The organism is Pseudomonas pichavaramensis, from assembly GCF_050473265.1.
In the GTDB taxonomy this organism is placed as follows: domain Bacteria; phylum Pseudomonadota; class Gammaproteobacteria; order Pseudomonadales; family Pseudomonadaceae; genus Aquipseudomonas.
The window spans coordinates 16,594-42,928 of sequence record NZ_JBJKFJ010000022.1 but is presented as its reverse complement, the minus strand read 5'-3'; the positions used below and the strand labels follow the sequence as shown (position 1 = coordinate 42,928).

21 protein-coding genes are annotated in these 26,335 nt (G+C 62.1%); 3 read left to right on the top strand and 18 right to left on the bottom strand.

Annotated features, from left to right (window positions below; translation table 11 throughout):
* Positions 1-41: 41 nt before the first annotated feature.
* Together ACJRW5_RS24130 and ACJRW5_RS24125 are read right to left on the bottom strand one after the other, a co-directional pair.
* Positions 42-971: an electron transfer flavoprotein subunit alpha/FixB family protein gene (locus ACJRW5_RS24130; protein WP_484573010.1), complete on the bottom strand. Its 930-nt coding sequence runs from the start codon at positions 969-971 to the stop codon at positions 42-44.
* Positions 972-1,721 carry an electron transfer flavoprotein subunit beta/FixA family protein gene (locus tag ACJRW5_RS24125; protein WP_037054384.1) on the bottom strand — a complete coding sequence of 250 codons (750 nt, stop codon included), beginning with the start codon at positions 1,719-1,721 and terminating at the stop codon, positions 972-974.
* Positions 1,722-2,045: 324 nt separating this feature from the next.
* On the opposite strand from ACJRW5_RS24125, the gene ACJRW5_RS24120 reads away from it, so the two are divergent.
* The gene (locus ACJRW5_RS24120) at positions 2,046-3,710 is read left to right on the top strand and encodes an electron transfer flavoprotein-ubiquinone oxidoreductase (protein ID WP_484573009.1); all 1,665 of its coding nucleotides are present in this window, start codon (positions 2,046-2,048) and stop codon (positions 3,708-3,710) included.
* 75 nt (positions 3,711-3,785) lie between these two features.
* Here the strand turns inward: ACJRW5_RS24120 and ACJRW5_RS24115 are convergent, their stop codons facing one another.
* The 16 genes from ACJRW5_RS24115 to leuC form a co-directional block, all read right to left on the bottom strand.
* Entirely contained in the window at positions 3,786-4,562 is a 777-nt protein-coding gene (locus ACJRW5_RS24115) for an SDR family oxidoreductase (RefSeq protein WP_484573008.1), read from the bottom strand.
* A 2-nt stretch (positions 4,563-4,564) separates the two neighbouring features.
* The gene (locus ACJRW5_RS24110) at positions 4,565-5,776 is read right to left on the bottom strand and encodes an O-succinylhomoserine sulfhydrylase (RefSeq protein ID WP_484573007.1); all 1,212 of its coding nucleotides are present in this window, start codon (positions 5,774-5,776) and stop codon (positions 4,565-4,567) included.
* A gap of 112 nt (positions 5,777-5,888) precedes the next feature.
* Positions 5,889-7,397: an amidophosphoribosyltransferase gene (gene purF / locus ACJRW5_RS24105; RefSeq protein WP_484573006.1), complete on the bottom strand. Its 1,509-nt coding sequence runs from the start codon at positions 7,395-7,397 to the stop codon at positions 5,889-5,891.
* 73 nt (positions 7,398-7,470) lie between these two features.
* Positions 7,471-7,992 (bottom strand): CvpA family protein, encoded by a 522-nt coding sequence (locus tag ACJRW5_RS24100; RefSeq protein ID WP_484573005.1) that lies wholly within the window; start codon positions 7,990-7,992, stop codon positions 7,471-7,473.
* 82 nt (positions 7,993-8,074) lie between these two features.
* Positions 8,075-8,692: an SPOR domain-containing protein gene (locus ACJRW5_RS24095; RefSeq protein WP_484573004.1), complete on the bottom strand. Its 618-nt coding sequence runs from the start codon at positions 8,690-8,692 to the stop codon at positions 8,075-8,077.
* A 15-nt stretch (positions 8,693-8,707) separates the two neighbouring features.
* Positions 8,708-9,985 carry a bifunctional tetrahydrofolate synthase/dihydrofolate synthase gene (gene folC / locus ACJRW5_RS24090; protein WP_484573003.1) on the bottom strand — a complete coding sequence of 426 codons (1,278 nt, stop codon included), beginning with the start codon at positions 9,983-9,985 and terminating at the stop codon, positions 8,708-8,710.
* The gene (gene accD / locus ACJRW5_RS24085) at positions 9,982-10,866 is read right to left on the bottom strand and encodes an acetyl-CoA carboxylase, carboxyltransferase subunit beta (RefSeq protein ID WP_484573002.1); all 885 of its coding nucleotides are present in this window, start codon (positions 10,864-10,866) and stop codon (positions 9,982-9,984) included. Before accD ends, folC begins: the two co-directional genes overlap by 4 nt.
* 120 nt (positions 10,867-10,986) lie before the next feature.
* The gene (locus tag ACJRW5_RS24080; RefSeq protein ID WP_484573012.1) at positions 10,987-11,658 is read right to left on the bottom strand and encodes a phosphoribosylanthranilate isomerase; all 672 of its coding nucleotides are present in this window, start codon (positions 11,656-11,658) and stop codon (positions 10,987-10,989) included.
* A gap of 23 nt (positions 11,659-11,681) precedes the next feature.
* The gene (gene truA, locus ACJRW5_RS24075; protein WP_484573001.1) at positions 11,682-12,545 is read right to left on the bottom strand and encodes a tRNA pseudouridine(38-40) synthase TruA; all 864 of its coding nucleotides are present in this window, start codon (positions 12,543-12,545) and stop codon (positions 11,682-11,684) included.
* 8 nt (positions 12,546-12,553) lie between these two features.
* The gene (locus tag ACJRW5_RS24070) at positions 12,554-15,376 is read right to left on the bottom strand and encodes a motility hub landmark protein FimV (RefSeq protein WP_484573000.1); all 2,823 of its coding nucleotides are present in this window, start codon (positions 15,374-15,376) and stop codon (positions 12,554-12,556) included.
* Between the two features lie 154 nt (positions 15,377-15,530).
* Positions 15,531-16,541 (bottom strand): aspartate-semialdehyde dehydrogenase, encoded by a 1,011-nt coding sequence (locus tag ACJRW5_RS24065; RefSeq protein ID WP_484573011.1) that lies wholly within the window; start codon positions 16,539-16,541, stop codon positions 15,531-15,533.
* A 132-nt stretch (positions 16,542-16,673) separates the two neighbouring features.
* Positions 16,674-17,786, bottom strand: coding sequence for an aspartate-semialdehyde dehydrogenase (gene asd / locus ACJRW5_RS24060; protein WP_484572999.1), 1,113 nt, complete (start codon positions 17,784-17,786; stop codon positions 16,674-16,676).
* A 56-nt stretch (positions 17,787-17,842) separates the two neighbouring features.
* Positions 17,843-18,925 (bottom strand): 3-isopropylmalate dehydrogenase, encoded by a 1,083-nt coding sequence (gene leuB / locus ACJRW5_RS24055; protein WP_484572998.1) that lies wholly within the window; start codon positions 18,923-18,925, stop codon positions 17,843-17,845.
* Positions 18,926-18,976: 51 nt separating this feature from the next.
* A complete protein-coding gene (locus tag ACJRW5_RS24050) occupies positions 18,977-19,741 on the bottom strand; it encodes a class I SAM-dependent methyltransferase (protein WP_484572997.1) in 765 nt (254 codons plus the stop codon).
* A gap of 9 nt (positions 19,742-19,750) precedes the next feature.
* Entirely contained in the window at positions 19,751-20,398 is a 648-nt protein-coding gene (gene leuD / locus ACJRW5_RS24045; RefSeq protein WP_484572996.1) for a 3-isopropylmalate dehydratase small subunit, read from the bottom strand.
* 11 nt (positions 20,399-20,409) lie between these two features.
* The gene (gene leuC / locus ACJRW5_RS24040; protein WP_484572995.1) at positions 20,410-21,837 is read right to left on the bottom strand and encodes a 3-isopropylmalate dehydratase large subunit; all 1,428 of its coding nucleotides are present in this window, start codon (positions 21,835-21,837) and stop codon (positions 20,410-20,412) included.
* 168 nt (positions 21,838-22,005) lie between these two features.
* Between leuC and ACJRW5_RS24035 the strand changes: the two genes are divergently transcribed.
* A complete protein-coding gene (locus ACJRW5_RS24035; RefSeq protein ID WP_484572994.1) occupies positions 22,006-22,887 on the top strand; it encodes a LysR family transcriptional regulator in 882 nt (293 codons plus the stop codon).
* 102 nt (positions 22,888-22,989) lie between these two features.
* Positions 22,990-26,277, top strand: coding sequence for a sensor domain-containing protein (locus tag ACJRW5_RS24030; RefSeq protein ID WP_484572993.1), 3,288 nt, complete (start codon positions 22,990-22,992; stop codon positions 26,275-26,277).
* The last annotated feature ends 58 nt before the right edge of the window (positions 26,278-26,335 follow it).

The following is a 26,335-nucleotide window of genomic DNA, read 5'->3' as shown; positions in this document are numbered from 1 at the left end:
ACCCGCTCATCAGAGCGGGTTTTTCGTAGCGGGAAAGCGGCTTAGACCGACTTCTCCAGCTCCGGAACGGCTTCGAACAGATCCGCAACCAGGCCGTAGTCAGCCACCTGGAAGATCGGCGCCTCTTCGTCCTTGTTGATCGCCACGATCACCTTGGAATCCTTCATACCGGCCAGGTGCTGGATCGCGCCGGAAATACCGACCGCGATGTACAGCTGCGGCGCGACGATCTTGCCGGTCTGGCCGACCTGCATGTCGTTCGGTACGAAACCGGCATCGACAGCAGCGCGCGAGGCACCCACGGCAGCGCCCAGCTTGTCGGCCAGCGCGTACAGGTGCTTGAAGTTGTCGCCATTGCCCATGCCACGGCCGCCGGAAACGACGATCTTGGCAGCGGTCAGCTCCGGACGGTCGGACTTGGCCAGTTCTTCGCCAACGAAGGCGGACTTGCCGGCGTCGGCCGGGCCGGACACTGCTTCAACGGCAGCGCTGCCGCCTTCAGCAGCGGCGGCATCGAAACCGGTGCTACGCACGGTGATGACCTTGATCGCCGCCGAGGACTGCACGGTAGCGATGGCGTTACCGGCGTAGATCGGACGCTTGAAGGTATCGGCGCTTTCAACGGCGATGATCTCGGAGATCTGATCGACATCCAGAGCAGCGGCAACGCGCGGCAGGATGTTCTTGCCGTTGCTGGTGGCGGCAGCCAGGATGTGGCTGTAGCCCTTGCCCAACTCGGCTACCAGCGGCGCGACGTTTTCCGGCAGTTGGTGCTCGTAGGCGGCGTTGTCGGCGACCAGAACCTTACTTACGCCAGCGATCTTGGCAGCGGCTTCGGCAGCAGCGCCAGCGTTGGCGCCGGCAACCAGTACGTGAATGTCACCACCGATCTTCTGCGCAGCGGCAACGGTGTTCAGGGTAGCGGCAGCCAGAGCGGCATTGGTGTGTTCAGCGATAACCAGGATAGTCATTTAGATTACCTTCGCCTCGTTCTTCAGTTTCTCGACCAGTTCAGCCACGGACTTGACCTTGATGCCAGCGCTGCGAGCAGCCGGCGCTTCGACTTTCAGGGTCTTGACGGTGGAGGCGGTGGAAACGCCCAGCGCGTCCGGAGTCAGGGTCTCCAGCGGCTTCTTCTTGGCCTTCATGATGTTCGGCAGCGACGCGTAACGCGGCTCGTTCAGGCGCAGGTCGGTAGTCACAATCGCCGGCAGATTCAGCGCAACGGTCTGCAGACCGCCATCGATCTCACGGGTGACGTTGACCTTGTCGCCAGCCACTTCGACCTTGGAGGCGAAGGTACCCTGGCCGAAGCCAGTCAGCGCACCGAGCATCTGGCCGGTCTGGTTGTTGTCGCTGTCGATGGCCTGCTTGCCCATGATCACCAGTTGCGGCTGCTCCTTGTCGACCACTGCCTTGAGCAGCTTGGCCACGGCCAGGGAGTTCAGCTCGTCATTGGATTCGACCAACACGGCACGGTCAGCGCCGAGGGCCAGCGCGGTGCGCAGTTGCTCCTGGGCGGTGGCCGGGCCAATGGTGACGACGACGATTTCACTCGCCACGCCCTTCTCCTTGAGGCGTACGGCTTCTTCCACGGCGATTTCGCAGAAGGGGTTCATGGACATCTTGACGTTGGCGAGGTCGACGCCGCTGTTGTCCGCCTTGACGCGAACCTTGACGTTGTAGTCAACCACTCGTTTGACAGCTACAAGAACCTTCATGGATTCCTCGTTACTCTCCGGTGAATAAGAATGTCGCCCAGGCGAGCCAGGCCGGTGATGCAAAATAGGCCGCAACCAACCTTTCAGCTCAGACGGCGAGCGCAAAACCGCTCGTATCTTGACCCCGCGGCCTGGCTCGGTCAATACAGCGAACTGGCCGGTCATCCGCGATGTAGTAGGATTCTAACAGGCCTACAGAAAATTCAAACAAACGTTTGTATTGGCCCGATGGGAGGGTGTAGATATAATGCGCACGCCGCACTCAGGGATCGAGTTGCGCCCTCCAACATAAAACATCGAAGAGCCTTGAGTAGGAGATAGCCTGTGGAACGCGAATTTATGGAGTTCGACGTCGTCATCGTCGGCGCCGGCCCGTCCGGTCTGTCCGCCGCCTGCCGACTGAAACAGAAAGCCGCTGAAGCGGGCCAGGAGATCAGCGTCTGCGTGGTCGAGAAAGGCTCCGAAGTCGGTGCTCACATCCTCTCCGGTGCCGTATTCGAACCGCGCGCCCTGAACGAGCTGTTCCCCAACTGGAAAGAACTCGGCGCTCCGCTGAACACTCCGGTCAAGCGCGATGACATCTATCTGCTGCGCGACGCCGACAAGGCTACCCGAATTCCTGACTTCTTTGTGCCAAAAACCATGCACAACGAAGGCAATTACATCATTTCTCTCGGCAACCTGTGCCGCTGGCTGGCTCAACAGGCAGAAAACCTGGGCGTCGAGATCTACCCAGGCTTCGCTGCACAGGAAGCGCTGATCGACGACAGCGGCGTGGTCCGCGGCATCGTCACTGGCGATCTGGGCGTTGATCGCGAAGGCAATCCCAAGGAAGGCTACTACACCCCCGGCATGGAGCTGCGCGCCAAGTACACCCTGTTCGCCGAAGGCTGCCGTGGCCATATCGGCAAACAGCTGATCAAGAAGTACAACCTCGACAGCGAAGCCGATGCTCAGCATTACGGCATCGGCATCAAGGAAATCTGGGACATCGATCCGGCCAAGCACGATCAAGGCCTGGTGGTGCACACCGCCGGCTGGCCGATGGACATCATGGGTACCGAGAACACCGGGGGCTCCTTCCTCTATCACCTGGAAAACAACCAGGTCGTAGTCGGCCTGATCATCGACCTGTCCTACGCCAACCCGCACCTGTCGCCGTTCGATGAGTTCCAGCGCTACAAGCACCACCCGGTGATCGCCCAGTATCTGGAAGGCGGCAAGCGCGTGGCCTATGGTGCCCGCGCCATCTGCAAGGGCGGCATCAACTCGCTGCCGAAGATGGTCTTCCCCGGCGGCGCGCTGATCGGCTGCGACCTCGGCACCCTGAACTTCGCCAAGATCAAGGGCAGCCACACCGCGATGAAATCCGGCATGCTCGCTGCCGACGCCATCGCCGAAGCACTGGCTGCTGGCCGTGAGGGCGGCGACGAGCTGAACAACTACGTCGATGGCTTCAAGGCCAGCTGGCTCTACGACGAACTGTTCCGTAGCCGCAACTTCGGCGCAGCCATCCACAAGTACGGCGCCATCGTCGGCGGCGGCATCAACTGGCTGGATCAGAACATCTTCGGCGGCAAGGCACCCTTCACCCTGCACGACAACAAGCCGGATTACGCCTGCCTGAAGCCGGCTGCCGAGTGTGCGAAGATCGCCTACCCGAAGCCGGACGGCAAACTGAGCTTCGACAAGCTTTCCTCGGTGTTCCTCTCCAACACCAACCACGAAGAAGAACAGCCCTGCCACCTCAAGCTGGCCGACCCGAGCATCCCGCTGGCGAAGAACCTGCCGGTGTACGACGAACCGGCGCAGCGCTACTGCCCGGCCGGCGTGTATGAAGTGGTGACACAGGAAGACGGCGAGAAGAAGTTCCAGATCAACGCGCAGAACTGCGTGCACTGCAAGACCTGCGACATCAAGGACCCGGCACAGAACATCAACTGGGTGGCACCGGAAGGCACCGGCGGCCCGAACTACCCCAACATGTAAGTCGTGCCGGTATGAAAAAGGCTCCTTCGGGAGCCTTTTTCGTTTCTGTCGCGCTTCTGCCGACGCTGCAGGCACTCAGTCCTGGTAGATCATCTTGCGGCTCATACCGCCATCGATGACGAACTCCTGCCCGGTGATGAAACCAGCAGCATCCGACAGCAACCAGGCGATCTGCGCCGCGACATCCTCGACCGTCCCGACTCGCCCGACCGGGTGCTGAGCATGATCGAACACCGACAAGGGCTCCAGGCGCTGCTTAGATGGATCACGTGCATCGATCCAGCCCGGGCTGACGCAGTTGACTCGCACCTCAGGCCCCAGGCTGATCGCCAGCGCATGAGTGAGCGCGACCAAACCACCTTTGCTGGCGGCATAGGCCTCGCTATCGGCTTCGGATTGACTGGCACGAGTCGAGGCGACATTGACGATGGCGCCGCGATGCCCACGCAGATAAGGCGCGCAGTGCTTGGCCAACAACATGGCGCCCGTCAGATTCACCGCCAACATTCGGTTCCAGCGCTTGAGATCGAGCGATTCCAGCGGCGGCGTGTGCGGATCGGCAATGGCAGCATTGCAAACCAGCGCATCGAGTCGGCCGAACTGGCCCAGCACCTCGGCAACACCGACTCCCACCTGCTCCTCCTTGGCCACGTCCATGGCCACGAACCAGGCGTTGTCACCCAAGGCACGCGCCACTCGAGAACCGCGTTCGCGGTCGATATCGGCGAGCACCACTTGCCAGCCCTCGGTGATCAACCAGGCGCTGATACCCAGGCCAATGCCACGTGCAGCGCCAGTGACCAGTGCGACACGCCCGTTATTGGGCGTATCGTCGCTCCCCCACTCCAGCATGCTCAGACTGCGGCCAGGCCGCGCACCAAGTCAGCCTTGAGGTCTTCCAGCGCCTCCAAGCCCACGGCAAGACGGATCAGGCTGTCACGGATACCGGCATTGGCGCGCTCCTGCGGCGTCAAGCGGCCGTGGGAAGTGGTCGCCGGGTGAGCGATGGTGGTCTTGGTGTCACCCAGGTTGGTGGTAATGGAAACGACCCGCGTGGCATCGATCACCTTCCAGGCGGCGTCACGCCCCCCCTTGACCTCGAAGCTGACCACCGCGCCGAAAGCGCTCTGCTGCTTCTTCGCCAGTTCGTGCTGCGGATGGCTGGGCAGGCCAGCGTAGTAGACACGCTCGACCTGCGGCTGTTGCTCCAGCCACAAGGCCAACTGCAGCGCGCTTTCGCTCTGCGCGCGCATGCGAATGCGCAGGGTTTCCAGGCCCTTGATGAACAGCCAGGCATTGAACGGGCTCAGCGTCGGACCAGCGGTACGCAGGAAACCCACTACTTCCTTCATATGCTCGCTACGCCCGGCCACCACGCCGCCCATGCCACGACCCTGGCCGTCGATGTATTTGGTCGCAGAGTGCATGACGATATCCGCACCCAGCTTCAGCGGCTGCTGCAAAGCTGGCGTGCAGAAGCAGTTGTCCACCGCCAGCAGCGCGCCGCGTGCATGGGCGATCTCGGCCAGCGCGGCGATATCCACCAGCTCGGCCAGCGGGTTGGAGGGCGACTCGACGAACAGCAGTTTGGTGTTCGGCTTGAACGCCGCCTGCCAGGCATCCAAATCGGCCAGCGGCACGTAATCGACCTCGACCCCGAAGCGCTTGAGGTACTTCTCGAACAGACTGATGGTCGAGCCGAACACGCTGCGCGACACCAGCACGTGATCACCGCCGCTGCACAGACTCATGACGATGGCCAGAATCGCCGACATGCCGGAGGCCGTTGCCACCGCCTGCTCGGCCCCCTCCAGCGCAGCGATACGCTCCTCGAAGGTGCGTACGGTCGGGTTGGTATAGCGCGAATAGACGTTGCCCGGCACTTCACCGGCGAAGCGCGCAGCAGCATCGGCAGCGGTGCGAAATACATAGCTGGAGGTGAGGAACAGCGCCTCACCATGCTCGCCCTCAGGCGAGCGACGCTGACCGGCGCGCACCGCCAGGGTATCGAAGCCTACGTCATCGAGGTCACTATCGAGTCGCCCAGCTTCCCATTCCAGTGTCATCTCTCTACCTCACGAACAAGTAGCCCGGATGCAATCCGGGACCTTCAGTGTGACATCCCCCCGGATTGCATCCGGGCTACAGGCGAAGGGCAGGCGTCCCCTGCCCCGTGCATCAATTGTTGTGCAGATCGATGATCGCACTGACCGCTTGCGACTTGGCCTTGCTGGCGTCGTTACGCGCCTGCTCGATGCGGTTGAGGTAGGCCTCGTCGACATCGCCGGTCACGTACTTGCCATCGAAGACCGCGCAGTCGAAGTTGTCGATCTTGATCTTCTTGCTACCGCTGACCGCTTCGATCAGATCCTGCAGGTCCTGATAGATCAGCCAGTCGGCGCCGATCAGTTCGCCAACCTGCTCGGTGGTGCGGCCATGGGCGATCAGCTCATGGGCGCTGGGCATGTCGATACCATAGACGTTCGGGTAGCGCACCGCTGGTGCTGCCGAGCAGAAATAGACGTTCTTCGCTCCGGCCTCGCGCGCCATCTGGATGATCTGCTTGCAGGTGGTGCCACGGACAATGGAGTCGTCCACCAGCATCACGTTCTTGCCGCGGAACTCCAGCTCGATGGCGTTGAGTTTCTGCCGCACGGATTTCTTGCGCGCCGCCTGGCCGGGCATGATGAAGGTGCGGCCTATGTAGCGGTTCTTGACGAAGCCTTCGCGGAACTTCACGCCCAGGTGATTGGCCAGTTCCAGCGCTGCAGTGCGGCTGGTATCGGGAATCGGGATGACCACATCGATGTCATGATCCGGACGCTCGCGGAGGATCTTGTCGGCCAGCTTCTCGCCCATGCGCAGGCGCGCCTTGTACACCGAGATGCCGTCCATGATCGAGTCCGGACGCGCCAGGTAGACGTGTTCGAAGATGCAAGGCGCGTAACTCGGGTTCTGTGCGCACTGACGGGTGAACAACTGGCCGTCTTCGGTGATGTACACCGCTTCGCCCGGTGCCAGGTCACGAATCAGGGTAAAGCCGAGCACGTCCAGCGCCACGCTTTCCGAGGCGATCATGTATTCGACGCCGTCGTCAGTGTGACGCTGGCCGAAAACGATCGGGCGGATGCCGTTGGGATCACGGAAACCGACGATGCCGTAACCAGTGATCATCGCCACCACCGCATAGCCACCTACGCAGCGCTCGTGCACGTGAGTGACGGCAGCGAATACGTCTTCCTCGGTCGGCTGCAGCTTGCCGCGCTGGGCCAGCTCGTGAGCGAACACGTTGAGCAACACCTCCGAATCGGAGTTGGTGTTCACGTGACGCAAGTCGGACTCGTAGATTTCCTTGGCCAGTTGCTCGACGTTGGTCAGGTTGCCGTTGTGCGCCAGGGTGATGCCGTAGGGCGAGTTGACGTAGAACGGCTGCGCCTCGGCCGAACTGGAACTGCCCGCAGTCGGGTAGCGCACGTGGCCGATACCCATGTCGCCGACCAGGCGCTGCATGTGGCGCTGCTGGAACACGTCGCGCACCAGGCCGTTGTCCTTGCGCAGGAACAGGCGACCATCATGGCTGGTCACGATGCCGGCAGCGTCCTGGCCGCGATGCTGAAGGACGGTTAGCGCGTCATACAGCGCCTGATTGACGTTCGACTTGCCGACGATACCGACGATGCCACACATGTGCCACGACCCCTGCTAGATAGTTCAGGCTAATTCAGTGGCCAGCGCAGCGGTTGCCGCATTGGCCACTCTTTTAAAGCAGATCGGCTGGGTGAGCCGATCCGCCGGAAAACCACTGACCGGACCACCCCAATATGAGGTTCTTCGACCAGTCGGCGACCATCAGAAAATGCGGCACCAGTTGCGACTGCTGCCACCATTCGTCCTGCTCTACCGGCGCCAGGCTGATCAGCCCCACCAGCAGTACCACCAGCAAGCCACCCCGTGCGGCACCGAATACCATACCGAGAAAACGGTCGGTACCGGACAGGCCAGTCACGCGAATCAGCTCACCGATGAGAAAATTGACCAGAGCGCCTACCAGCAAGGTGGCGATGAAGAGAATGGCACAGGCGGCAATCACCCGTGCCGAAGGCGTTTCGATGAACTCGACGAGGTGCTGGGCCAGCGCGCCACCGAACATCCAGGCAACGATGCCCGCGACGATCCAGGTCAGCAGCGACAGAGCTTCCTTGACGAAGCCGCGCTTCAGGCTGATCAAACTCGAGATGGCGATGACGGCGATGATCGCCCAATCGACCCAGGTGAATACCACGGTGCGGCCTACCAGCGGAAAAGGCGAAGCATTTTACCAGAGCCCGGCGCATCGGGTAACCGGGCAATGAAAAGTCCCGTGTTCAACCAGCCTCTGGCTGAAAACGCACCACGAAACCACTGAGCTTGTGCTGGCGATTGAGCTGATCACGCAGGCGCTCGGCCTCAGCACGCTCAATCAATGGGCCGACGAAAACTCGATTCATCCCTTCAAAGGTGCGCAGGTAAGCGTTATAGCCCTGGCTACGCAGGGTTTTCTGCAGGGTTTCTGCGCCAGAGCGACTGGAAAGACTGGCCAACTGCACCGACCAACTGATCGGCAGGTTGTTGGCATCCAGGCGCGCATCGGACTTGGGCTGAGTCGATGTAGCCACCGGCTCGGACTTGGCAGGCTCGGGCTTCTTCGCCTCAACGGCAGGAACTTTGACCGGCTCAGGCTGCTCCTGCACCTCGACCACCTGAGGCGCCTCGTCTTCCAGAGGAATGGGCTCCTGCGGCAACGCCTCAGGCTCGACCACATCCGCCGGCTGCACGATGATCTCTGCCACCTCCGGCGCTTGCGGCATCTCCGGCGCATCTACCACCACGCGGCGCATCTCGTCCTCGCGCGACAGCAGCATCGGCAGGAAAATCACTGCCAGCGCCACCAGCACCAGAGCACCGACCATGCGCTGCTTGAGCCCCTTGTCCAGCATTGCCATCCCCCAATCCCCTTATCAAGCCGGGCGGGCCAGCCAATCCAGGGCCTCGGCCACGCAGAAAAACGATCCGAACAACAGAATCTCGTCACCTTCAGCCGCCTGCTCGCATTGCGCATCGAGTGCCGCATGCACGTCCGCGTACTGCTCCACTGCGGCGCCCTGCCGCTGCAGGTGCTCAGCAAGCTCCTGCGCTGGACGCGAGCGTGAAGTGGCGAGCGGCGCCACAGCCCAGCCAGCGACCTGATCGAGCAACGGCGCCACGACGCCGGTCAGGTCCTTGTCGGCCAGCAAACCAAATACCGCCCAGCGCTTGCCCCGCGGCGGACGGCTTTCCAGGCGCTGCGCCAGATACTCGGCAGCATGCGGATTATGCCCAACATCGAGCAACAGCGTGAGTGTCTTGCCACGCCAGTTCAGCGTGCGACGGTCCAGCCGTCCGGTCACTCGCGTAGCCAACAGGGACTGCACGATCTGCTCGTGACTCCAGGGGAACGGCAGAAGCGCATAGGCCTGCAGTGCCAGAGCAGCATTCTCCATCGGCAAGTCAAGCAGCGGCAATTGCTCCAGGCGCAGTACCTGGCCCTGCGCATCGAGGCCATACCACGACCACGTCTGCTTGCTCACACTCAGGTCGTAATCGCGCCCGCGCAGAAAGAGCGGCGCATCCAGGTTCAGCACCTGTTCCAACAAGGGCTGCGGTGGGTCGAGGTCGCCACAGAGGGCGGGCTTACCCGCACGCATGATGCCGGCCTTCTCGAAAGCCACCGATTCGCGGGTATCCCCCAGCCAATCGGCATGATCGAGACCGATGCTGGTAATCAACGCCAGATCGGCATCGATCAGGTTGACTGCGTCCAGGCGACCACCGAGCCCGACCTCGAGCACCACGGCATCGAGCTGGGCACGCTCGAACAACCAGAAGGCTGCCAGCGTCCCCACTTCAAAGTAGGTCAAGGAAATTTCGCCACGCGCCGCCTCAACCGCTGCGAAGGCCTGACACAGCTCAGCATCGCTGGCCTCGCGCCCTTGCAGCACGACCCGCTCGTTGTAGCGCAGCAGATGCGGCGAACTGTAACCCCCCACCTTCTGCCCCTGCCCGGTCAGCAGGCTGGCGAGAAAGGCGCAGGTGGAACCCTTGCCGTTGGTACCGGTGACGGTGATCACCAATGGCGCGGGCTTGCCCAGGCCGAGCCGCCGCGCCACCTCGCGCGAGCGATCCAGGCCCATGTCGATGGCCGAGGGATGCAACTGCTCGAGGTAGGCGAGCCACTCGCCCAGGCTACGTTCGATCATGCAGTGGCCGGCAGCGCGACCGGAGACGGACGATTCATCAACTGCGCCAGCAGGCGCGCCAGACGCGGACGCAGTTCGTTACGCGAAATGATCATGTCGATAGCGCCATGCTCCAGCAGGAACTCGCTGCGCTGGAAGCCTTCTGGCAGCTTCTCGCGCACGGTCTGCTCGATCACGCGCGGGCCGGCGAAGCCGATCAGCGCCTTGGGTTCAGCGACGATGACGTCACCGAGCATGGCCAGGCTGGCGGAAACGCCGCCGTAGACCGGGTCGGTCAGTACGGAGATGAACGGCAGACCTTCCTCACGCAGACGCGCCAGCGCCGCGGAAGTCTTGGCCATCTGCATCAGCGAAATCAGCGCCTCCTGCATGCGCGCGCCGCCAGAAGCGGAGAAGCACACCAGTGGGCAGCGTTTTTCCAGGGCGTAATTGGCCGCCTGGACGAAGCGCTCACCGACGATGGCGCCCATCGAGCCGCCCATGAAGGAGAACTCAAAGGCACACACGGCAATCGGCATACCTTCCAGAGTGCCGCTCATGGAGATCAGCGCATCTTTCTCGCCGGTCTGCTTCTGTGCGCCGGCCAGGCGATCCTTGTACTTCTTGCTGTCACGGAATTTCAGGCGATCGACCGGCTCCAGATCGGCACCGAGCTCCTCACGACCATCAGCATCGAGGAACAGATCAATGCGCGCACGTGCACCGATACGCATGTGGTGGTTGCACTTGGGGCAGACGTCCAGGGTCTTTTCCAGCTCAGGACGGTAAAGCACGGCATCACAGGACGGACACTTGTGCCACAGCCCCTCGGGCACAGAGCTCTTCTTCACCTCGGAACGCATGATCGAGGGAATGAGTTTGTCTACCAACCAGTTGCTCATGCTGTCTTATCTCCATAACCGTTGGTTCGGATGAACGCCTCATCGTGAAGCGCCCACCTCCAGCAATTCTTTTCTGCCGCAGCGAACAGCCCACAAAACGGGCCATGGCGGCGTAACAGGCTAATTGACGGCCCCGCCGCTACTGCCGTCACATTGAGCAGCATCGACTGCCTGTATGAATGCACGAATCTTGCCTGCATCCTTTATGCCTTTGCTCGCCTCGACGCCGCCACTGACATCCACGGCAAAGGGACGAACCTGGCCAATCGCCTGCGCCACATTGCTCGCATCGAGACCGCCGGCCAGGATAATCGGCTTGGCGGCCGCCTCTGGCACCAGTGACCAGTCGAACGCGGCGCCGGTTCCGCCCGGCACGCCCTCCACAAAGGTATCGAGCAGGATGCCACGCGCACCAGCGTAGGGCGCCATCAATGCACCAACGTCTTCGCCCGGACGCACACGCAGGGCCTTGATGTAAGGGCGAGCATAGCCTTCACAATCCTCGGGCGACTCATCGCCGTGAAATTGCAGCAGGTCCAGCGGCACCTGCGCGAGCAAAGCCTGCAACTGTGCGCGCGGCATGTTGACGAACAACCCGACGCTGGTCACGAACGGCGGCAAGGCCTGCACGATTGCTATCGCCTGCTCGACACTGACCGCGCGCGGGCTCTTGGCATAGAACACCAGACCAATGGCGTCAGCCCCGGCTGCGACCGCCGCCAGCGCGTCTTCCACTCGGGTTATGCCGCAAATCTTGCTGCGCACGCGCATCCGCTTACACCTCTTGGCTATCGAACGGCGGATGTTAGCAAAGGCTAGCGCGCCCGCACATCCGCCAGGCCCGAGAGAAAATGCGGGCCAAGATAGCGCGCCGGCAACTCGAACTCCTGCGGGTATTCCACCTCGATCAGGTACAGGCCGAAAGGATGCGCGGTCACCCCGCCCGTGCGCCGCTCGGCACGGGCCAGCACTTCTGCCGCCCACTCCACCGGCCGCTCCCCTGCTCCGATCGCCATCAGCACGCCGGCGATGTTACGCACCATATGATGAAGAAAGGCGTTGGCGCGGATATCCAGCACGATGAAACATCCATGCTCGATGACCTCAAGGTGATGCACGGTCTTGACCGGCGACTTGGCCTGACAGCGCGTGGCGCGAAACGCACTGAAATCATGGGTGCCGACCAGCACTCGCGAGGCTTCTCGCATACGCGCCACGTCCAGCGGGCGGTGATTCCAGGTCACCTCTTCGGCCATGTGCGCCGGGCGAATCGGGTCGTTGTAGATCACGTAACGGTAACGTCGCGCCATGGCGCTGAAGCGCGCATGGAAATGCCTCGGCATCACCTTGGCCCAGGTCACACTGATGTCCTTGGGCAGGTTCAGGTTGGCGCCCATGATCCAGGCTTGCAGCGGCCGCTCGACAGCGGTATCGAAATGCACCACCTGACCGCTGGCATGCACCGAGGCATCGGTGCGACCCGCGCAGTGAATGGTCACCGGCGCACCACCTGCCACCTTGGACAGCGCATCCTCCAGACAGCCTTGGATGGAGGCGACCTTGCCGCTCTGGCGTTGGAAACCGCGATAGCGCGCGCCCTTGTATTCGAGGCCCAGGGCGACTCTGGAAAAGCCAGCGGCCGCCATTTCGGCGGCCGCTACAGGTACTGCATCAGACATGGATTCGATCAAACCAACTTGGCAATCATCTCGCGCGCTTCCTGTTGCTGAGCTTCGCTACCTTCGGCAACGACCTCGTCGAGGATGTCACGTGCGCCTTCACTATCGCCCATGTCGATGTAAGCGCGAGCCAGGTCGAGCTTGGTCGCAGTCTCGTCGGTGCCGGAGAGGAAGTCGAAGTCATCGTCACCATCCAGATCAGCGGAGAGAGCGTCGACAGACACTGCTGGCGCCTCTTGCGGGTCATCGAGATCGGTGGTCAGCTGATCCAGCTCGGCGGTCACTTCGTCCAGCTGCGCCGCGAAGCTATCGGCTTCGACCGCAGGCTGAGCAGGAGCCTCGTCGTCGAGGGACAGGTCGAAGTCTGCCGGCAGATCCAGATCGGCAGCAGGCGTTTCACCCGGCAGATCGAGGCCCAGGTCCGCCAGTTCGTCGGCTGGCTGAACAGCTGGCGCCTCGTCATCCAGACTCAGCAGGAAGTCGTCAGCCTCATCCGCAACAGCCGGCGCAGGCTCATCCAGGCCCAGACTGAAGTCGGACAGATCGTCGGCAGGCTGCGACAGCTCAACCTTGTCGTCGTCCAGAGCCAGGTCGAAGCCCAGGTCATCATCGGTGGAAGCCGCCGGCGCAGCCGGCTCGTCGACCAGACCGAAATCCAGATCGTCATCCAGCGAGAGCGCAGTGTCTTCGGCCTTGGCAGACTGAATGTCATTGCCCAGGTCGGACTCAAGATCATCGAGACTCAGGTCGAAGGCGTCGTCGAGGTCGTCACCAGCGGCGGCAGGCGTTTCGTTGCTGGGCTCGTCCAGGCTGAGGTCATCGAGACTGAACTCACCGATATCATCTGCGGAGGACGCAGCTGCAACTACGCCCGCACCGGCAAAGGCGGCGATTGCGGGGTACTTGGCCTTGAGCTGCTCCGCCTCGGCATTGATCCCGCCGATTTCGCGCAACTCATTGTCCTGACGGGCAAAGCCTTCGCGATCACCCAGTTCGGCGTAGACCTCCATCAGCTTCAAACGCAGATCAGCCCGATGCGGCTCGTCATTGATCGCATTCTGCAGCAACTCTGCAGCCTGGTTGAAACGACCATAGGCGATGTAGATATCCGCCTCACCCAGCGCGTCGCCAGTCTGTGCAGAAACGCGCTCCTCGGCGCCAACCGGAGCAACAGCATCGACAGGCTCGTCCGCAAGACCCGCGAAAGTGTCTTCCGGCATGTCGAGGTCAGAGGCAAAGGCCTGATCCTGAGCCAGCTCGTCATCCAGCTCTTCATGCTGCTCAGCTTCCTTCATGGCATTGCGACGCGACAGCGCCATCAGCCCAACCAGCAATAGCAGCAGCGCACCACCACCCGCCAACCCCAGGGTCATCGGGTTACTCATCAGGTCATCGAGAAAACTCTGCGGAGCCGGTGCGGGAGCTGGTGCCGGTGCAGCTGGTTTGGTTTCTTCGACAGGCGTGGCTGGAGCAGCCGGTTCAACGGCAGCAGCCGGCTCGCTGGCCGGCTGTTCGTTGGCGGCGGCGCTGTCATCGACAGGCGCCTCCGGTTCCTCAGAATAGTTGTAGTCGGTCGCCGCCTCCTCAGGCGGCGAAACGGGAGGTGCTGCAGCCTCCGACGCTGGCGGCACGACCTCAGGCTCGGCAGCCGGCGCTTCCGGCTCCTGAGCGTTTTCGGTTGTTTCTGGTACAGGCGTCTCTGCTGGCGTCGCGGCCATGTCGGCTTGCAACTTCGCCAGCTGGCTGTCTTTGAGCTCGATCAGACGCTGCAGCTTGTCCAGCTGACTCTGCAGATCCCCTACCCGGCTTTGCAACTCGCTATTTTCACGGCGAGTCGAGTCGAGACTTTCCTGAGTCACCGCCAATTTGTCAGCAAGGGCCTTGCTGTCGGCAGAACCGGTATCACTGCCGCGAGTGGATTGCCCTGCATCAGCAGCAACGAGTTTCAGGCTGTCGCCGCTTTCTGCAGTAGAAGGAGCAGCGCCTGCCTCGGTGCGACGCGTGGCATCCAGCTGACGCGAAGCGACAGCGCGGCCCTCACGCCAGGCGGCATTCTGCTCGGCAACCTGAGCAACCGCTTCGGCATTGCTGCGGCGACGGACCTGCTGCTCGTCCGGCAGACGCAGCACCTGACCGCTTTTCATGCGGTTGATGTTGCCGCCGATGAACGCGTCAGGGTTCAAATCCTGAATCGCCAACATGGTTTGATTGACCGAACCACCACCGACTCGCTGAGCAATCTCCCAGAGGGTGTCGTTGGCAGTCGTCTTGTATTCATTACCGGAAATCGCTTGCGAGGCAGGCGCCGGAGCACTCGGGCGCGGAGCGCTGGCAGGCGCCGAAGCGGAAGCAGCAGGTGCGGTTGCAGGACGCGGCGCGGCAGCAGCAGCCGGCAAACGCGGCGCGGCGGCCACAGCGGTTTGTGGCGAGTAAAGCGGCGGATCCAGCAGCAGCGTGTACTCACGCAGCAAGCGACCGTTCGGCCAAAGAACTTCTACCAGGAAGTTGAGATAGGGTTCGCGTACCGCCTTGCTCGAAGTGACGCGAATCACGCTCTTGCCATTGGGCTTGAGCACAGGCGTGAACTTCAGATCGGTCAGGAAGTACTCACGATCGACGCCTGCCTTGACGAAATCTTCAGGAGACGCGAGGTTGGGAAGCACTTCATTGGAGGCCAGATCGCGCACCTCCAACAGTTCGATTTCCGCTACCAACGGCTGATTCAACGAGGATTGCAGGGTGACTTCACCCAACCCCAGCGCATGCGCCATACCGGAAGACAGCGCAGAAGCCGCTGCGATTGCCAGCACTAGTTTGCGAACCCGAACCATAGCGTTATCCCTTGTTTTATCTTTTTCTCGGCATGCGAGAGGGTCTTGGTTATTGCTGCCTGCCTCCGCTCCAGGAGCGGCTCCCCATTCAGCAATTAACTCAGCCAGTATTGCCAAGCTAGAAAGATTCTTCAAATTTCTAGGTAAGTATCTTTTACAGATAGTGTTTTATCAATAACTCAGCTATCTGCACAGCATTCAAGGCCGCGCCTTTTCTCACATTATCAGACGCAATCCACAAATTGAGTTGCCGTGGATCACTCACTCCACGACGAATACGCCCGATGTAGACCAGATCCTGGCCAACCGCATCACCCACTGCCGTCGGATAGTCGCCCGCCTCGATCAACTCGATCCCCTCAGCCTCCTCGAGCAAACGCTGCGCCGCTGCGACATCGACATCCGTTTGCCCATGGATGGCGAGAGCCAGACTGTCCCCGAAGAAAACCGGCGCCAGGGCGCAGGTTGCCCCCACCGCCAGACCGGGCAAGCCCGACAATTGCTGCAGTTCAGCCGCCAGACGCTTTTCCAGCTCGGCGTGCCCCTGCTCATCCACGGCACCGACCTGAGCCAGCATATTGAAAGCCACCTGACGATCCACCGTACGCGTTTCCAGCGGACGGGCATTGAGCAACTCGGCGGTCTGCCGCGCCAGTTCCTGGACGCCGCTACGACCCAGCGTGGATATGGCCAGCATGGCGCTCACCTGCACCTGACTTGGCTGAAGCAAGGGCTTTAGCGCAGCCAGCACCAGCGCGCAGGCAGTGGCGGACGGCGTCGGCACACTGACTCGCCAAGGAGCAGCCAGAGCAGCAGCACCTTCGAGCCCAAGCTCTGGAAGCACACAGGGCGCCAGATCCAGCGGCAATGCGGAGCTGAGATCGATCAACGAACAGCCAGCGGCAATCGCGCGCTCGTGCCAGGCACGTGTCACCTCTGCCCCAGCAGCGAAGAAGGCCAGTTGAACCTGAGCGAAATCGAATGCCTCGAGCGACCTGACCCGCAGCTGACGACCGCGAAATGAAAGGCTTTGCCCAGCAGACTCGCTACTTGCCAGAAGATGCAGTTCCTTGACCGGAAACTCGCGCTCCTCGAGCAATTCGACCAGCGCTTCACCGACGTTGCCGGTGGCACCAATCAAAGCAATGTTGATGGATTCGCTCATGGCTCGACCCAAAATACAGAAGGAGCGGCACTTTAACCGCGGCCCTACAGCCCCGCAACCTGGCCCTGAAAACAACAAAGCCCCGCTACCAGGGTAGCGGGGCTTCGTTTTAAGCACATGACAATGCTGCGCTTAACGCTCCAGCAGGATGCGCAGCATGCGGCGCAGCGGTTCGGCCGCGCCCCACAGCAGTTGGTCACCCACGGTGAAGGCACCGAGGTACTGCGAGCCCATGTTGAGCTTGCGCAGACGACCGACCGGTACGCTCAGGGTGCCGGTCACGGCAGTCGGGCCGAGCTCGCGAATGGAATCTTCGCGGTGGTTCGGCACCAGCTTGACCCAGGGGTTGTGCTGGCTGATCAGGCCTTCGATGTCGGCCATCGGCACATCCTTGTTCAGCTTGATGGTCAGCGCCTGGCTGTGGCAGCGCATGGCGCCGATGCGCACGCAGATGCCGTCGACCGGGATCGGGCTCTTGAAGCGGCCGAGGATCTTGTTGGTCTCGGCCTGGGCCTTCCACTCTTCGCGGCTCTGGCCGTTGGGCAGTTCCTTGTCGATGTACGGAATCAAACTGCCGGCCAGCGGCATGCCGAAGTTGTCCACCGGGAAGGCATCGCTGCGCATGGCCTCGGCGACCTTGCGGTCGATGTCGAGGATGGCGCTGGCCGGGTCGGCCAGCTCATCGGCCACGGCGCCGTTGATTGCACCCATCTGCTTGATCAGCTCGCGCATGTTCTGCGCGCCGGCACCGGAGGCCGCCTGATAGGTCATGGCGCTCATCCACTCGACCAGGCCGGCTTCGTACAGACCGCCCAGCGCCATCAGCATCAGGCTGACGGTGCAGTTGCCGCCGATGTAGTTCTTGCTGCCGGCGTCCAGCGCCTGATCGATCACCTTGCGGTTGACCGGATCGAGCACGATCACCGAGCTGTCGTCCATGCGCAGGCTGGAGGCAGCATCGATCCAGTAACCCTGCCAGCCGGCTTCACGCAGCTTGGGGAACACTTCGTTGGTGTAGTCGCCGCCCTGGCAGGTCAGGATCACGTCCAGACCCTTGAGCTCGTCGATGCTGTAGGCATCTTTCAGCGGGGCAATGTCCTTGCCAATCGCCGGCCCCTGGCCGCCGACATTGGAAGTGGTGAAGAACACCGGTTCGATCAGGTCGAAGTCCCGCTCCTCCAGCATGCGCTGCATGAGCACGGAACCGACCATGCCACGCCAACCGATCAGACCTACACGTTTCATAACGACTACACCTATATAAACAGCCCGCCAGACCTACCCTGGCGAAACCGGAAAGATTACAGACTACGCAGCGCCTCGACTACTGCATCACCCATGGCGGCAGTACCGACTTTGGTCTTGCCTTCGGACCAGATGTCACCGGTACGCAGCCCCTGATCCAGCACCAGACTCACGGCCTTCTCGATGGCATCGGCGGCTTCGACCTGAGCGAAGCTGTAACGCAGCATCATCGACACCGAGAGAATGGTCGCCAACGGGTTGGCGATGCCCTGCCCGGCGATGTCCGGCGCCGAACCGTGGCACGGCTCGTACATGCCCTTGTTGCTGGCGTCCAAGGATGCCGACGGCAGCATGCCAATGGAACCGGTAAGCATGGAGGCTTCGTCGGACAAAATGTCACCAAACATGTTGTCGGTCACCATCACATCGAACTGCTTGGGCGCACGCACCAGCTGCATGGCGGCGTTGTCGACATACATGTGGCTCAGCTCGACCTGCGGGTAATCCTTGGCCACTTCCTCGACCACCGCGCGCCACAGCTGGCTGGAAGCCAGCACGTTGGCCTTGTCCACCGAGCACAGCTTCTTGCCACGCACCATGGCCATGTCGAAACCGACCTTGGCGATGCGGCGGATTTCGCTCTCACTGTACGGCAGGGTGTCGTAGGCCATGCGCTCGCCGTTCTCCAGCACCTTGCTCTCGCGCGGCTGGCCGAAGTAGATGCCACCGGTCAGCTCACGGACGATGAGGATGTCCAGGCCGGCGACGATTTCCGGCTTGAGGCTGGAGGCCTCGGCCAGTTGCGGGTACAGCAGCGCCGGACGCAGATTGCCAAACAGGCCCAGTTGCGAACGGATCTTCAGCAGGCCGCGCTCCGGACGGATGGCCGGGTCGATGGTGTCCCACTTCGGGCCGCCCACGGCGCCAAGCAGAATGGCATCGGCCGCGCGAGCGCGGTCCAGGGTTTCGTCAGCCAGCGGCACGCCGTAACGGTCGATGGCCGCACCACCGAGGTCATCGAAGCTCAGCTCGAAGCCCAGGCTGTACTTGTCATTCGCCAGGTTCAGCACCTTGACCGCTTCAGCCATGATCTCCGGACCGATACCATCACCCGGGAGAACCAGAATCTGTTTGCTCATCACTCGATATCCTTGGAAAGATTGACCGTCGCCCCGTGGCAACGGCAAGCATTAACGTTCGGCGCGGATCACCAGCACATCGGTGCTGAACGAGCCATCCGCGGCGATTTCGAAATAGTCCCGCACTTCTTCGCCCTGCGCCTGCTGCAGGGCACGAATGGCCTCGCGCAGCAGCGGCGGCGTGCGCATGCGCTCGACCCACGAGGCGAACTCCAGGCGCAAGCGCTGGCGCCGGCTAGCGGTCACTACCAGCCCCGCCTCGCCCAGCTGCCGCGCCCACTCGGCCGGCGAATAATCGCGCACATGACTGGTGTCACGCAGCAATTCGACCGCCTGCAGGTGGCTGTCGAGCAGCGGCACACCGGGCGCCACCACATCGACGAAAGCCGCCTCACCGCCCGCTTTGAGCACCCGCCGCACCTCGCGCAGGGCCAGGCCCAGATCGCGCCAGTGGTGCGCCGAATAGCGGCTGACCACCAGATCGAAACTGCCATCGGCAAATGGCAGCTGCTCGGCCGCACCCTGCTCGGTGCGCAGATTGTTCAGGCCGCGCTCGGCGGCCGCCGCCGACACCACCTCAAGCATCTGCGCCGACAGGTCATAGGCCACCACCTCGGCCGCCAGCGGCGCCAGGTTGAAGGCCACATGCCCGGCACCGCAACCCAGATCGAGCACACGCGCCTGCGGCCGCGCGGCCAGCAGGCCACGCAGCTCGGCAAATTCGGCGCCCTGGGCATGCACGGCACTGCTCAGGTAGGCCTGAGCCTGCTCGCCAAACTGGCGCTGGACGACGTCGAGGTGGTTTTCAGCGGTCATTTCAATACATCACTTGATCGCGCCGAACAACCACGGGCTGCTCTGCTGGTAGCCGACTTCGAAGGCCTTGATCGCATCCTGATCCTGCAGAGTCAGGCCGATATCGTCGAGACCGTTGAGCAGGCAGTGCTTGCGGAAGGCATCCACTTCGAAGCGGTACTGCACGCCGTCGGGACGGGTCACGGTCTGAGCCTCGAGGTCGACGGTCAGCTGGTAACCCTCGGTAGCCTCGGCCTGTTCGAACAGGGCATCGACTTCCTCGTCAGCCAGCACGATCGGCAGCAGGCCGTTCTTGAAGCTGTTGTTGAAGAAGATGTCAGCGAAGCTCGGCGCGATCACGGCACGGAAACCGTACTCGTCCAGCGCCCACGGCGCGTGCTCACGGGACGAACCGCAACCGAAGTTCTCACGGGCCAGCAGCACGCTGGCACCCTGGTAGCGCGGAAAGTTGAGCACGAAGTCCTTGTTGATCGGCCGCTTGGAGTTGTCCTGATTCGGTTGACCGACATCCAGGTAACGCCACTCGTCGAACAGGTTGGGGCCGAAGCCGGTGCGTTTGATCGACTTGAGGAACTGCTTGGGAATGATCTGATCGGTGTCGACGTTGGCACGATCGAGCGGGCAGACCAAGCCAGTGTGCTGGGTGAATGCTTTCATCATCTAACTCCTCAGGCCTGGATCAGTTCGCGAACATCGATGAAGCGACCGGTCACCGCAGCGGCAGCCGCCATGGCCGGGCTGACCAGGTGGGTACGACCACCGGCGCCCTGGCGACCTTCGAAGTTGCGGTTGGAGGTCGAGGCGCAATGCTCGCCGCTGCCCAGTTTGTCCGGGTTCATCGCCAGGCACATGGAGCAGCCTGGTTCACGCCATTCGAAACCGGCCTCGATGAAGATCTTGTCCAGTCCTTCGGCCTCGGCCTGCGCCTTGACCAGACCGGAGCCCGGCACCACCAGCGCCTGTTTGACGGTCGCGGCAACCTTGCGGCCCTTGGCCACTTCAGCCGCCGCACGCAGGTCTTCGATCCGCGAGTTGGTGCAGGAGCCGATGAACACGCGATCCAGCTGAATATCAGTGATCGGCTGGTTGGCTGCCAGGCCCATGTACTTCAACGCGCGACTGATCGAATCCTTCTTCACCGGGTCGGCTTCGACGGCCGGGTCCGGCACGTTCTGGTCCACGGCCAGAACCATCTCCGGCGAAGTACCCCAGCTGACCTGCGGTTTGATGTCTTCGGCCTTCAACTCGACCACGGTGTCGAACACGGCATCCGCGTCGGACACCAGGCCCTGCCACTGCGCCACGGCCTTGTCCCAGTCGCCGCCTTTCGGCGCGAACGGGCGATCCTTGACGTAGGCGATAGTCTTCTCATCCACCGCGACCAGGCCCACGCGGGCACCCGCTTCGATGGACATGTTGCAGATGGTCATACGACCTTCCAGCGACAGATCACGAATCGCGCTGCCGGCGAACTCCAGGGCATGGCCGTTGCCACCTGCAGTGCCGATCTTGCCGATCACGGCCAGCACGATGTCCTTGGCGGTGACGCCGAACGGCAGCTTGCCTTCGACGCGCACTTGCATGTTCTTCATCTTTTTCGCCACCAGGCACTGGGTGGCGAGCACGTGCTCGACCTCGGAGGTGCCGATACCGTGGGCCAGCGCACCGAAGGCGCCATGAGTGGAGGTGTGCGAGTCGCCACAGACCACGGTCATGCCCGGCAGGGTAGCGCCCTGCTCCGGGCCGACGACGTGGACGATGCCCTGACGGACGTCGTTCATCTTGAACTCGAGGATGCCGAAATCATCGCAGTTCTCGTCGAGAGTCTTGACCTGAATGCGCGAGACTTCATCGGCAATGGCGTCCAGACCACCCTGGCGCTCGACCTTGGTGGTCGGCACGTTGTGGTCCGGGGTGGCGATGTTGGCGTCGATGCGCCACGGCTTGCGCCCGGCCAGGCGCAGCCCTTCGAAAGCCTGCGGCGAGGTCACTTCGTGGAGGATGTGACGATCGATATAGATCAGCGAGGAACCGTCGTCGCGACGTTTCACTTCGTGCATTTCCCAGAGCTTGTCGTAGAGCGTCTTGCCGGCCATCAGCGTTACCTCATCAGCGTGTTTCTATGCCTGGGCGAAAATGGCCCTTCGGCTTATGGGGAGAATGCTATTGCCGGGCACGAAATAACTCAAATTCATATTTTTTATTCAAAGGATTCCGCAACGGAATGTATGCTCTGCGCCAGCATTCATCTCCTGGAGCGCCTCATGGATCTGGCCAACCTCAATGCCTTCATAGCCATCGCCGAGACCGGCAGTTTCTCCGAAGCCGGCGAGCGCCTGCATCTGACCCAACCAGCCGTGAGCAAACGCATTGCCGGTCTTGAGCAACAGCTCGGCGTACGCCTGTTCGACCGCCTCGGCCGCGAGATCGGCCTGACCCAGGCCGGCCGTGCCCTGCTGCCACGCGCTTACCAGATCCTCAACGTCCTGGACGACACGCGACGGGCGCTGACCAATCTGTCCGGCGAGGTCAGCGGTCGTCTGACCCTGGCTACCAGCCACCATATCGGCCTGCATCGCCTGCCCCCGCTGCTGCGTGCCTTTACCCGTGCGCACCCGCAGGTGGCGCTGGACATCCAGTTCCTCGATTCGGAAGTGGCCTATGAAGAAGTGCTGCATGGCCGCGCAGAGCTGGCTGTCATCACCCTCGCCCCGGAAACCCGTGAGCCGATCCGCGCGGTGGCCGTCTGGGATGATCCGCTGGACTTCGTCGCTGCGCCGGAACATCCGTTGGCACGCAGCCATGCCGTCAGCCTGGCCGACGTGGCGCAACACCCCGCAGTTTTCCCGGGCGGCAACACCTTCACCCATCACATCGTGCAACGCCTGTTCGAGGCTCAAGGCCACACACCCAACATCGCCATGAGCACCAATTACCTGGAAACCATCAAGATGATGGTCTCCATCGGCCTGGCCTGGAGCGTTCTGCCGCGCACCATGCTCGACGATCAGGTTGCGCGCCTGCCGCTGCCCGGCATCCAGCTCACACGACAACTGGGCTACATCCTGCATACCGAGCGCACGCTGTCGAACGCAGCGCGGGCTTTCATGGACCTGCTCGATAGCCAACGCGACGACCTTGCATAGGTCACCTACCTGCGTCTAACGTGGCGGCATAATGATAATAAAGTGACTGCATGCTTCTAACGCCCGCCACGCGCATCGCGCACACCGGAGGAAGGTACGGCCATGGCCAGATCGACTGACCAGACCCCGCCCCTGCCGCACATACCGGCGATGGACCCCGCCGAGTTCGAACAAACCTGGCAGGACGCACAGCGTCTGCTGGCCGCACTCAATGGTGCTCACCTCGGCACCTGGTACTGGGACATTGGCAGCGGCCAGGTGAACTGGTCTCGCGGAGCACAGGCACTGTTCGGCCTCGATCCCAACCGCCCGGTGACCCGCGAACTGAACTACATCGAGCTGATCCCCGAGGAGGAGCGCGCCGAAGTGCTGGCGACCTTCAATACCATCCTCAAGGGCGAACAGATCCCCAGAGCGTTGCGTCATCGTATCCGCTGGCCCGATGGCAGCCTGCACTGGCTGGAGATTACCGGCAGCCTGCAATATGAGGCCGATGGGCGCCCACGCATGTTCGGCGTCATCCGCGATATCAGCGCACAGCAGGAGCGCGCCGAGGCCTTGCAGGCATCGAAGGAGCGCTTCGCCAGCCTGTTCCGCCTGAGCCCTGACATCATGATGCTGGTGCGCTACGACACCAGCGAGATCGTCGAGATCAACCAGCACTTCACCCAGGTGTTTGGTTGGAACGCCAGCGAGATTCTCGGCCTGCCCACACAAGAGCTGAACATCTGGGTGCACGCGAACCAGCGAGACCACCTACGCCAGCAAGCACCTCTCAACCGAGAACCGGTAATCCAGGAAGTTCAGCTGCGCACCCGCACCGGAGAGATTCTCGACGGCGTGCTGTCGAGCCAGTATGTGGAGCTGCAGGGCGACCGCCTGATGCTCTGCACCTTTCTCGATACCAGCGAGCGCAAGCGTGCGGAAAACGCCCTGCGTGCCAGCGAGGAAAAATTCGCCAAAGCCTTCATGCACACGCCCGACGCCGTCGCCATCACGGTTCAGGAGACAGGCCGCTTCATCGAGGTGAACCCGAGTTTCGAGCAGCAGTTCGGCTGGAGCAGCGGCGAAACCATCGGCCGGACCTCGTTGGAACTGGGTATCTGGGCAGATCCCAGCGATCGCCAGCGAATGCTCGAAGCGCTGCAGCGTGGCAGCTTGAACAACCTCGAAGTCCGCCTTTTCAGCCGTGATGGCAGCGTCACCAGCAACCTCCTGTTCGGCGGCACGATCGAGCTCGACGGCACCGTTTGCCTGGTGCTGACCATTCGCAATATCACCGAGCAGCGCATACAAGAGGTGGCACTCAAGGAAAGCAAGCAGCGCCTCAAGCTGGCCCTGGAATCCGCCGACCTGGGCACCTGGGACTGGCACATTCCCAGTAACCGACTGCTGGCCAGTGCCCGGGCGTCGCAGTTGCAAGGCCTCCCCCTAGAGCCATTCGACGGCGCCTTTCTGGACTTCTTCGGCTACGTGCCGATGGGCGATCGACACGAGCTGCGCAGCCGCTACCTGCAACTGATCGAAGAGCAGACCAGCCAATATCAGGTCACCTACCGGGTACAACTGAAAGATGGCAGTCAACGCTTCCTGGAAAGCACCGCCAAGCTGCAACTCGACGATGCCGGCCAGCCGCTGCGCATGGTCGGCACACTGCTCGACATCAGCGATCGGGGGATACGCGAGCAACGCCTGCAGGCCTCCGAGGAGAAGTTCGCCAAGGCATTTCACTCCAGCCCTGACGCCATCACCATTACCGAGCGAGACACGGCTCGCCATATCGAAGTCAACGAGGGCTTTACCCGGCTGACCGGCTATACGCCTGAAGAAGTCATCGGGCGCACAGCCTTTGAGCTGAACATCTGGGCCTTTCCCGAAGAGCGCGGACGGATGCTCGAGCACCTGGCACGCAACGGCCAGGTTCTGCACATGGAAATGCACGGACAGCACCGCAACGGCGAGGTGCTTCTGGTCGACGTTTCGGTGCAGCCCATCGAGCTGGACGGCGTTCCTTGCCTGCTATTGACCGCTCGCGACATTGGCGAGCTGAAGCAGGTCCAGGCTCAGGTCCAGCACCTGGCCTATCACGATGCGCTGACCAACCTGCCCAACCGTGCACTGCTGATGGAGCGCCTTACCCAGCAGATTTCCCTGCTAAAGCGCCATCAACTGCGTGGCGCCCTGTTGTTTCTCGACCTCGACCACTTCAAGCACATCAACGATTCGCTGGGTCATCCAGTGGGTGACGCCGTGCTGCGCCTGGTCACCGCGCGCCTCGAAGCCAGCGTACGCCTGGAAGACACCGTGGCGCGGCTTGGCGGTGACGAGTTCGTGGTACTGCTCTCCGGCCTGGAGGGGAAACGTTCGGAGGTGACCCGCCACGTGCGCCAGGTAGCGGACAAGCTACGCCAGTTGCTGGCTGAACCCATGCTGCTGGACGGACATCGCCTGCAGGTCACTCCCAGCATTGGTATTGCCCTGATTCCAGACCACGGCAGCACCCCTGCGGATCTGCTCAAACGGGCCGATATCGCCCTCTACCGCGCCAAGGACTCAGGGCGAAATGCCATTCAACTGTTCCGCAGCACCATGCAGGATGCAGCCAGCGCGCGCCTGCGCCTGGAAAACGATCTGCGCCTGGCGTTGGCGCGTGGCGAGTTCGAGCTGCATTTCCAGCCTCAGGTCGATGCCCGCGACGGCATGGTGGTGGGCGCCGAGGCCTTGCTGCGCTGGCAGCATCCACAACTGGGCGCGCAGTCGCCAGCCCAATTCATCCAGGTGCTGGAAGAGAGCGGACTGATCGTCGAGGTTGGCGGCTGGGTACTGGCCGAAGCCTGTCACTTCTGCTCGCGGCTGCTGGCGGACGGGCTGGCCGATGGCAAACGCTTCAGCCTCTGCGTCAACATCAGCCCTCGCCAGTTTCGCCAACACGACTTCGTCGAGCGGGTCTCGAATTACCTGCGTAGCAGCCAACTGCCAAAGGCCATGCTCAAACTGGAGATCACCGAAGGCATCGTCATCCAGAACATCGACGACACCGTCGGCAAGATGCTGCGCCTGAAAAAACAGGGCGTCAGCTTCGCCATGGATGACTTCGGCACCGGTTACAGCTCACTAACCTACCTCAAGCGCCTGCCAGTGGACATGCTGAAGATCGACCAGTCGTTCGTGCGCGACGCCACCAGCGACCCGAACGACGCCGAGATCATCCGTGCTATCGTGGCCATGGCCCGCAGCCTGAACCTGGCCCTGATCGCAGAAGGAGTCGAACAGAACGACCAGCTGGAGTTTCTACAGGCGCAGGGCTGCCACCTTTACCAGGGCTACCTGTTCAGCAAGCCCCTGCCGCAGGATGAATTTCGCCAATTGCTCAAGCTGCAGCGCAAGTAGAAAAAAACCGATAGAAACGAAGAAGGCGCCCCTTGGGGCGCCTTCTTTTGCCTACAGC

Excerpts from the sequence above, each read along its gene's own strand:
- ACJRW5_RS24130 (WP_484573010.1), bottom strand. The coding sequence starts at position 971 with ATGACTATCCTGGTTATCGCTGAACACACCAATGCCGCTCTGGCTGCC.
- ACJRW5_RS24125 (WP_037054384.1), bottom strand. The coding sequence starts at position 1,721 with ATGAAGGTTCTTGTAGCTGTCAAACGAGTGGTTGACTACAACGTCAAG.
- ACJRW5_RS24115 (WP_484573008.1), bottom strand. The coding sequence starts at position 4,562 with ATGCTGGAGTGGGGGAGCGACGATACGCCCAATAACGGGCGTGTCGCA.
- ACJRW5_RS24110 (WP_484573007.1), bottom strand. The coding sequence starts at position 5,776 with ATGACACTGGAATGGGAAGCTGGGCGACTCGATAGTGACCTCGATGAC.
- purF (WP_484573006.1), bottom strand. The coding sequence starts at position 7,397 with ATGTGTGGCATCGTCGGTATCGTCGGCAAGTCGAACGTCAATCAGGCG.
- ACJRW5_RS24095 (WP_484573004.1), bottom strand. The coding sequence starts at position 8,692 with ATGGCAATGCTGGACAAGGGGCTCAAGCAGCGCATGGTCGGTGCTCTG.
- folC (WP_484573003.1), bottom strand. The coding sequence starts at position 9,985 with ATGATCGAACGTAGCCTGGGCGAGTGGCTCGCCTACCTCGAGCAGTTG.
- accD (WP_484573002.1), bottom strand. The coding sequence starts at position 10,866 with ATGAGCAACTGGTTGGTAGACAAACTCATTCCCTCGATCATGCGTTCC.
- truA (WP_484573001.1), bottom strand. The coding sequence starts at position 12,545 with ATGTCTGATGCAGTACCTGTAGCGGCCGCCGAAATGGCGGCCGCTGGC.
- ACJRW5_RS24070 (WP_484573000.1), bottom strand. The coding sequence starts at position 15,376 with ATGGTTCGGGTTCGCAAACTAGTGCTGGCAATCGCAGCGGCTTCTGCG.
- ACJRW5_RS24065 (WP_484573011.1), bottom strand. The coding sequence starts at position 16,541 with ATGAGCGAATCCATCAACATTGCTTTGATTGGTGCCACCGGCAACGTC.
- asd (WP_484572999.1), bottom strand. The coding sequence starts at position 17,786 with ATGAAACGTGTAGGTCTGATCGGTTGGCGTGGCATGGTCGGTTCCGTG.
- leuB (WP_484572998.1), bottom strand. The coding sequence starts at position 18,925 with ATGAGCAAACAGATTCTGGTTCTCCCGGGTGATGGTATCGGTCCGGAG.
- ACJRW5_RS24050 (WP_484572997.1), bottom strand. The coding sequence starts at position 19,741 with ATGACCGCTGAAAACCACCTCGACGTCGTCCAGCGCCAGTTTGGCGAG.
- leuD (WP_484572996.1), bottom strand. The coding sequence starts at position 20,398 with ATGAAAGCATTCACCCAGCACACTGGCTTGGTCTGCCCGCTCGATCGT.
- leuC (WP_484572995.1), bottom strand. The coding sequence starts at position 21,837 with ATGGCCGGCAAGACGCTCTACGACAAGCTCTGGGAAATGCACGAAGTG.
- ACJRW5_RS24035 (WP_484572994.1), top strand. The coding sequence starts at position 22,006 with ATGGATCTGGCCAACCTCAATGCCTTCATAGCCATCGCCGAGACCGGC.
- ACJRW5_RS24030 (WP_484572993.1), top strand. The coding sequence starts at position 22,990 with ATGGCCAGATCGACTGACCAGACCCCGCCCCTGCCGCACATACCGGCG.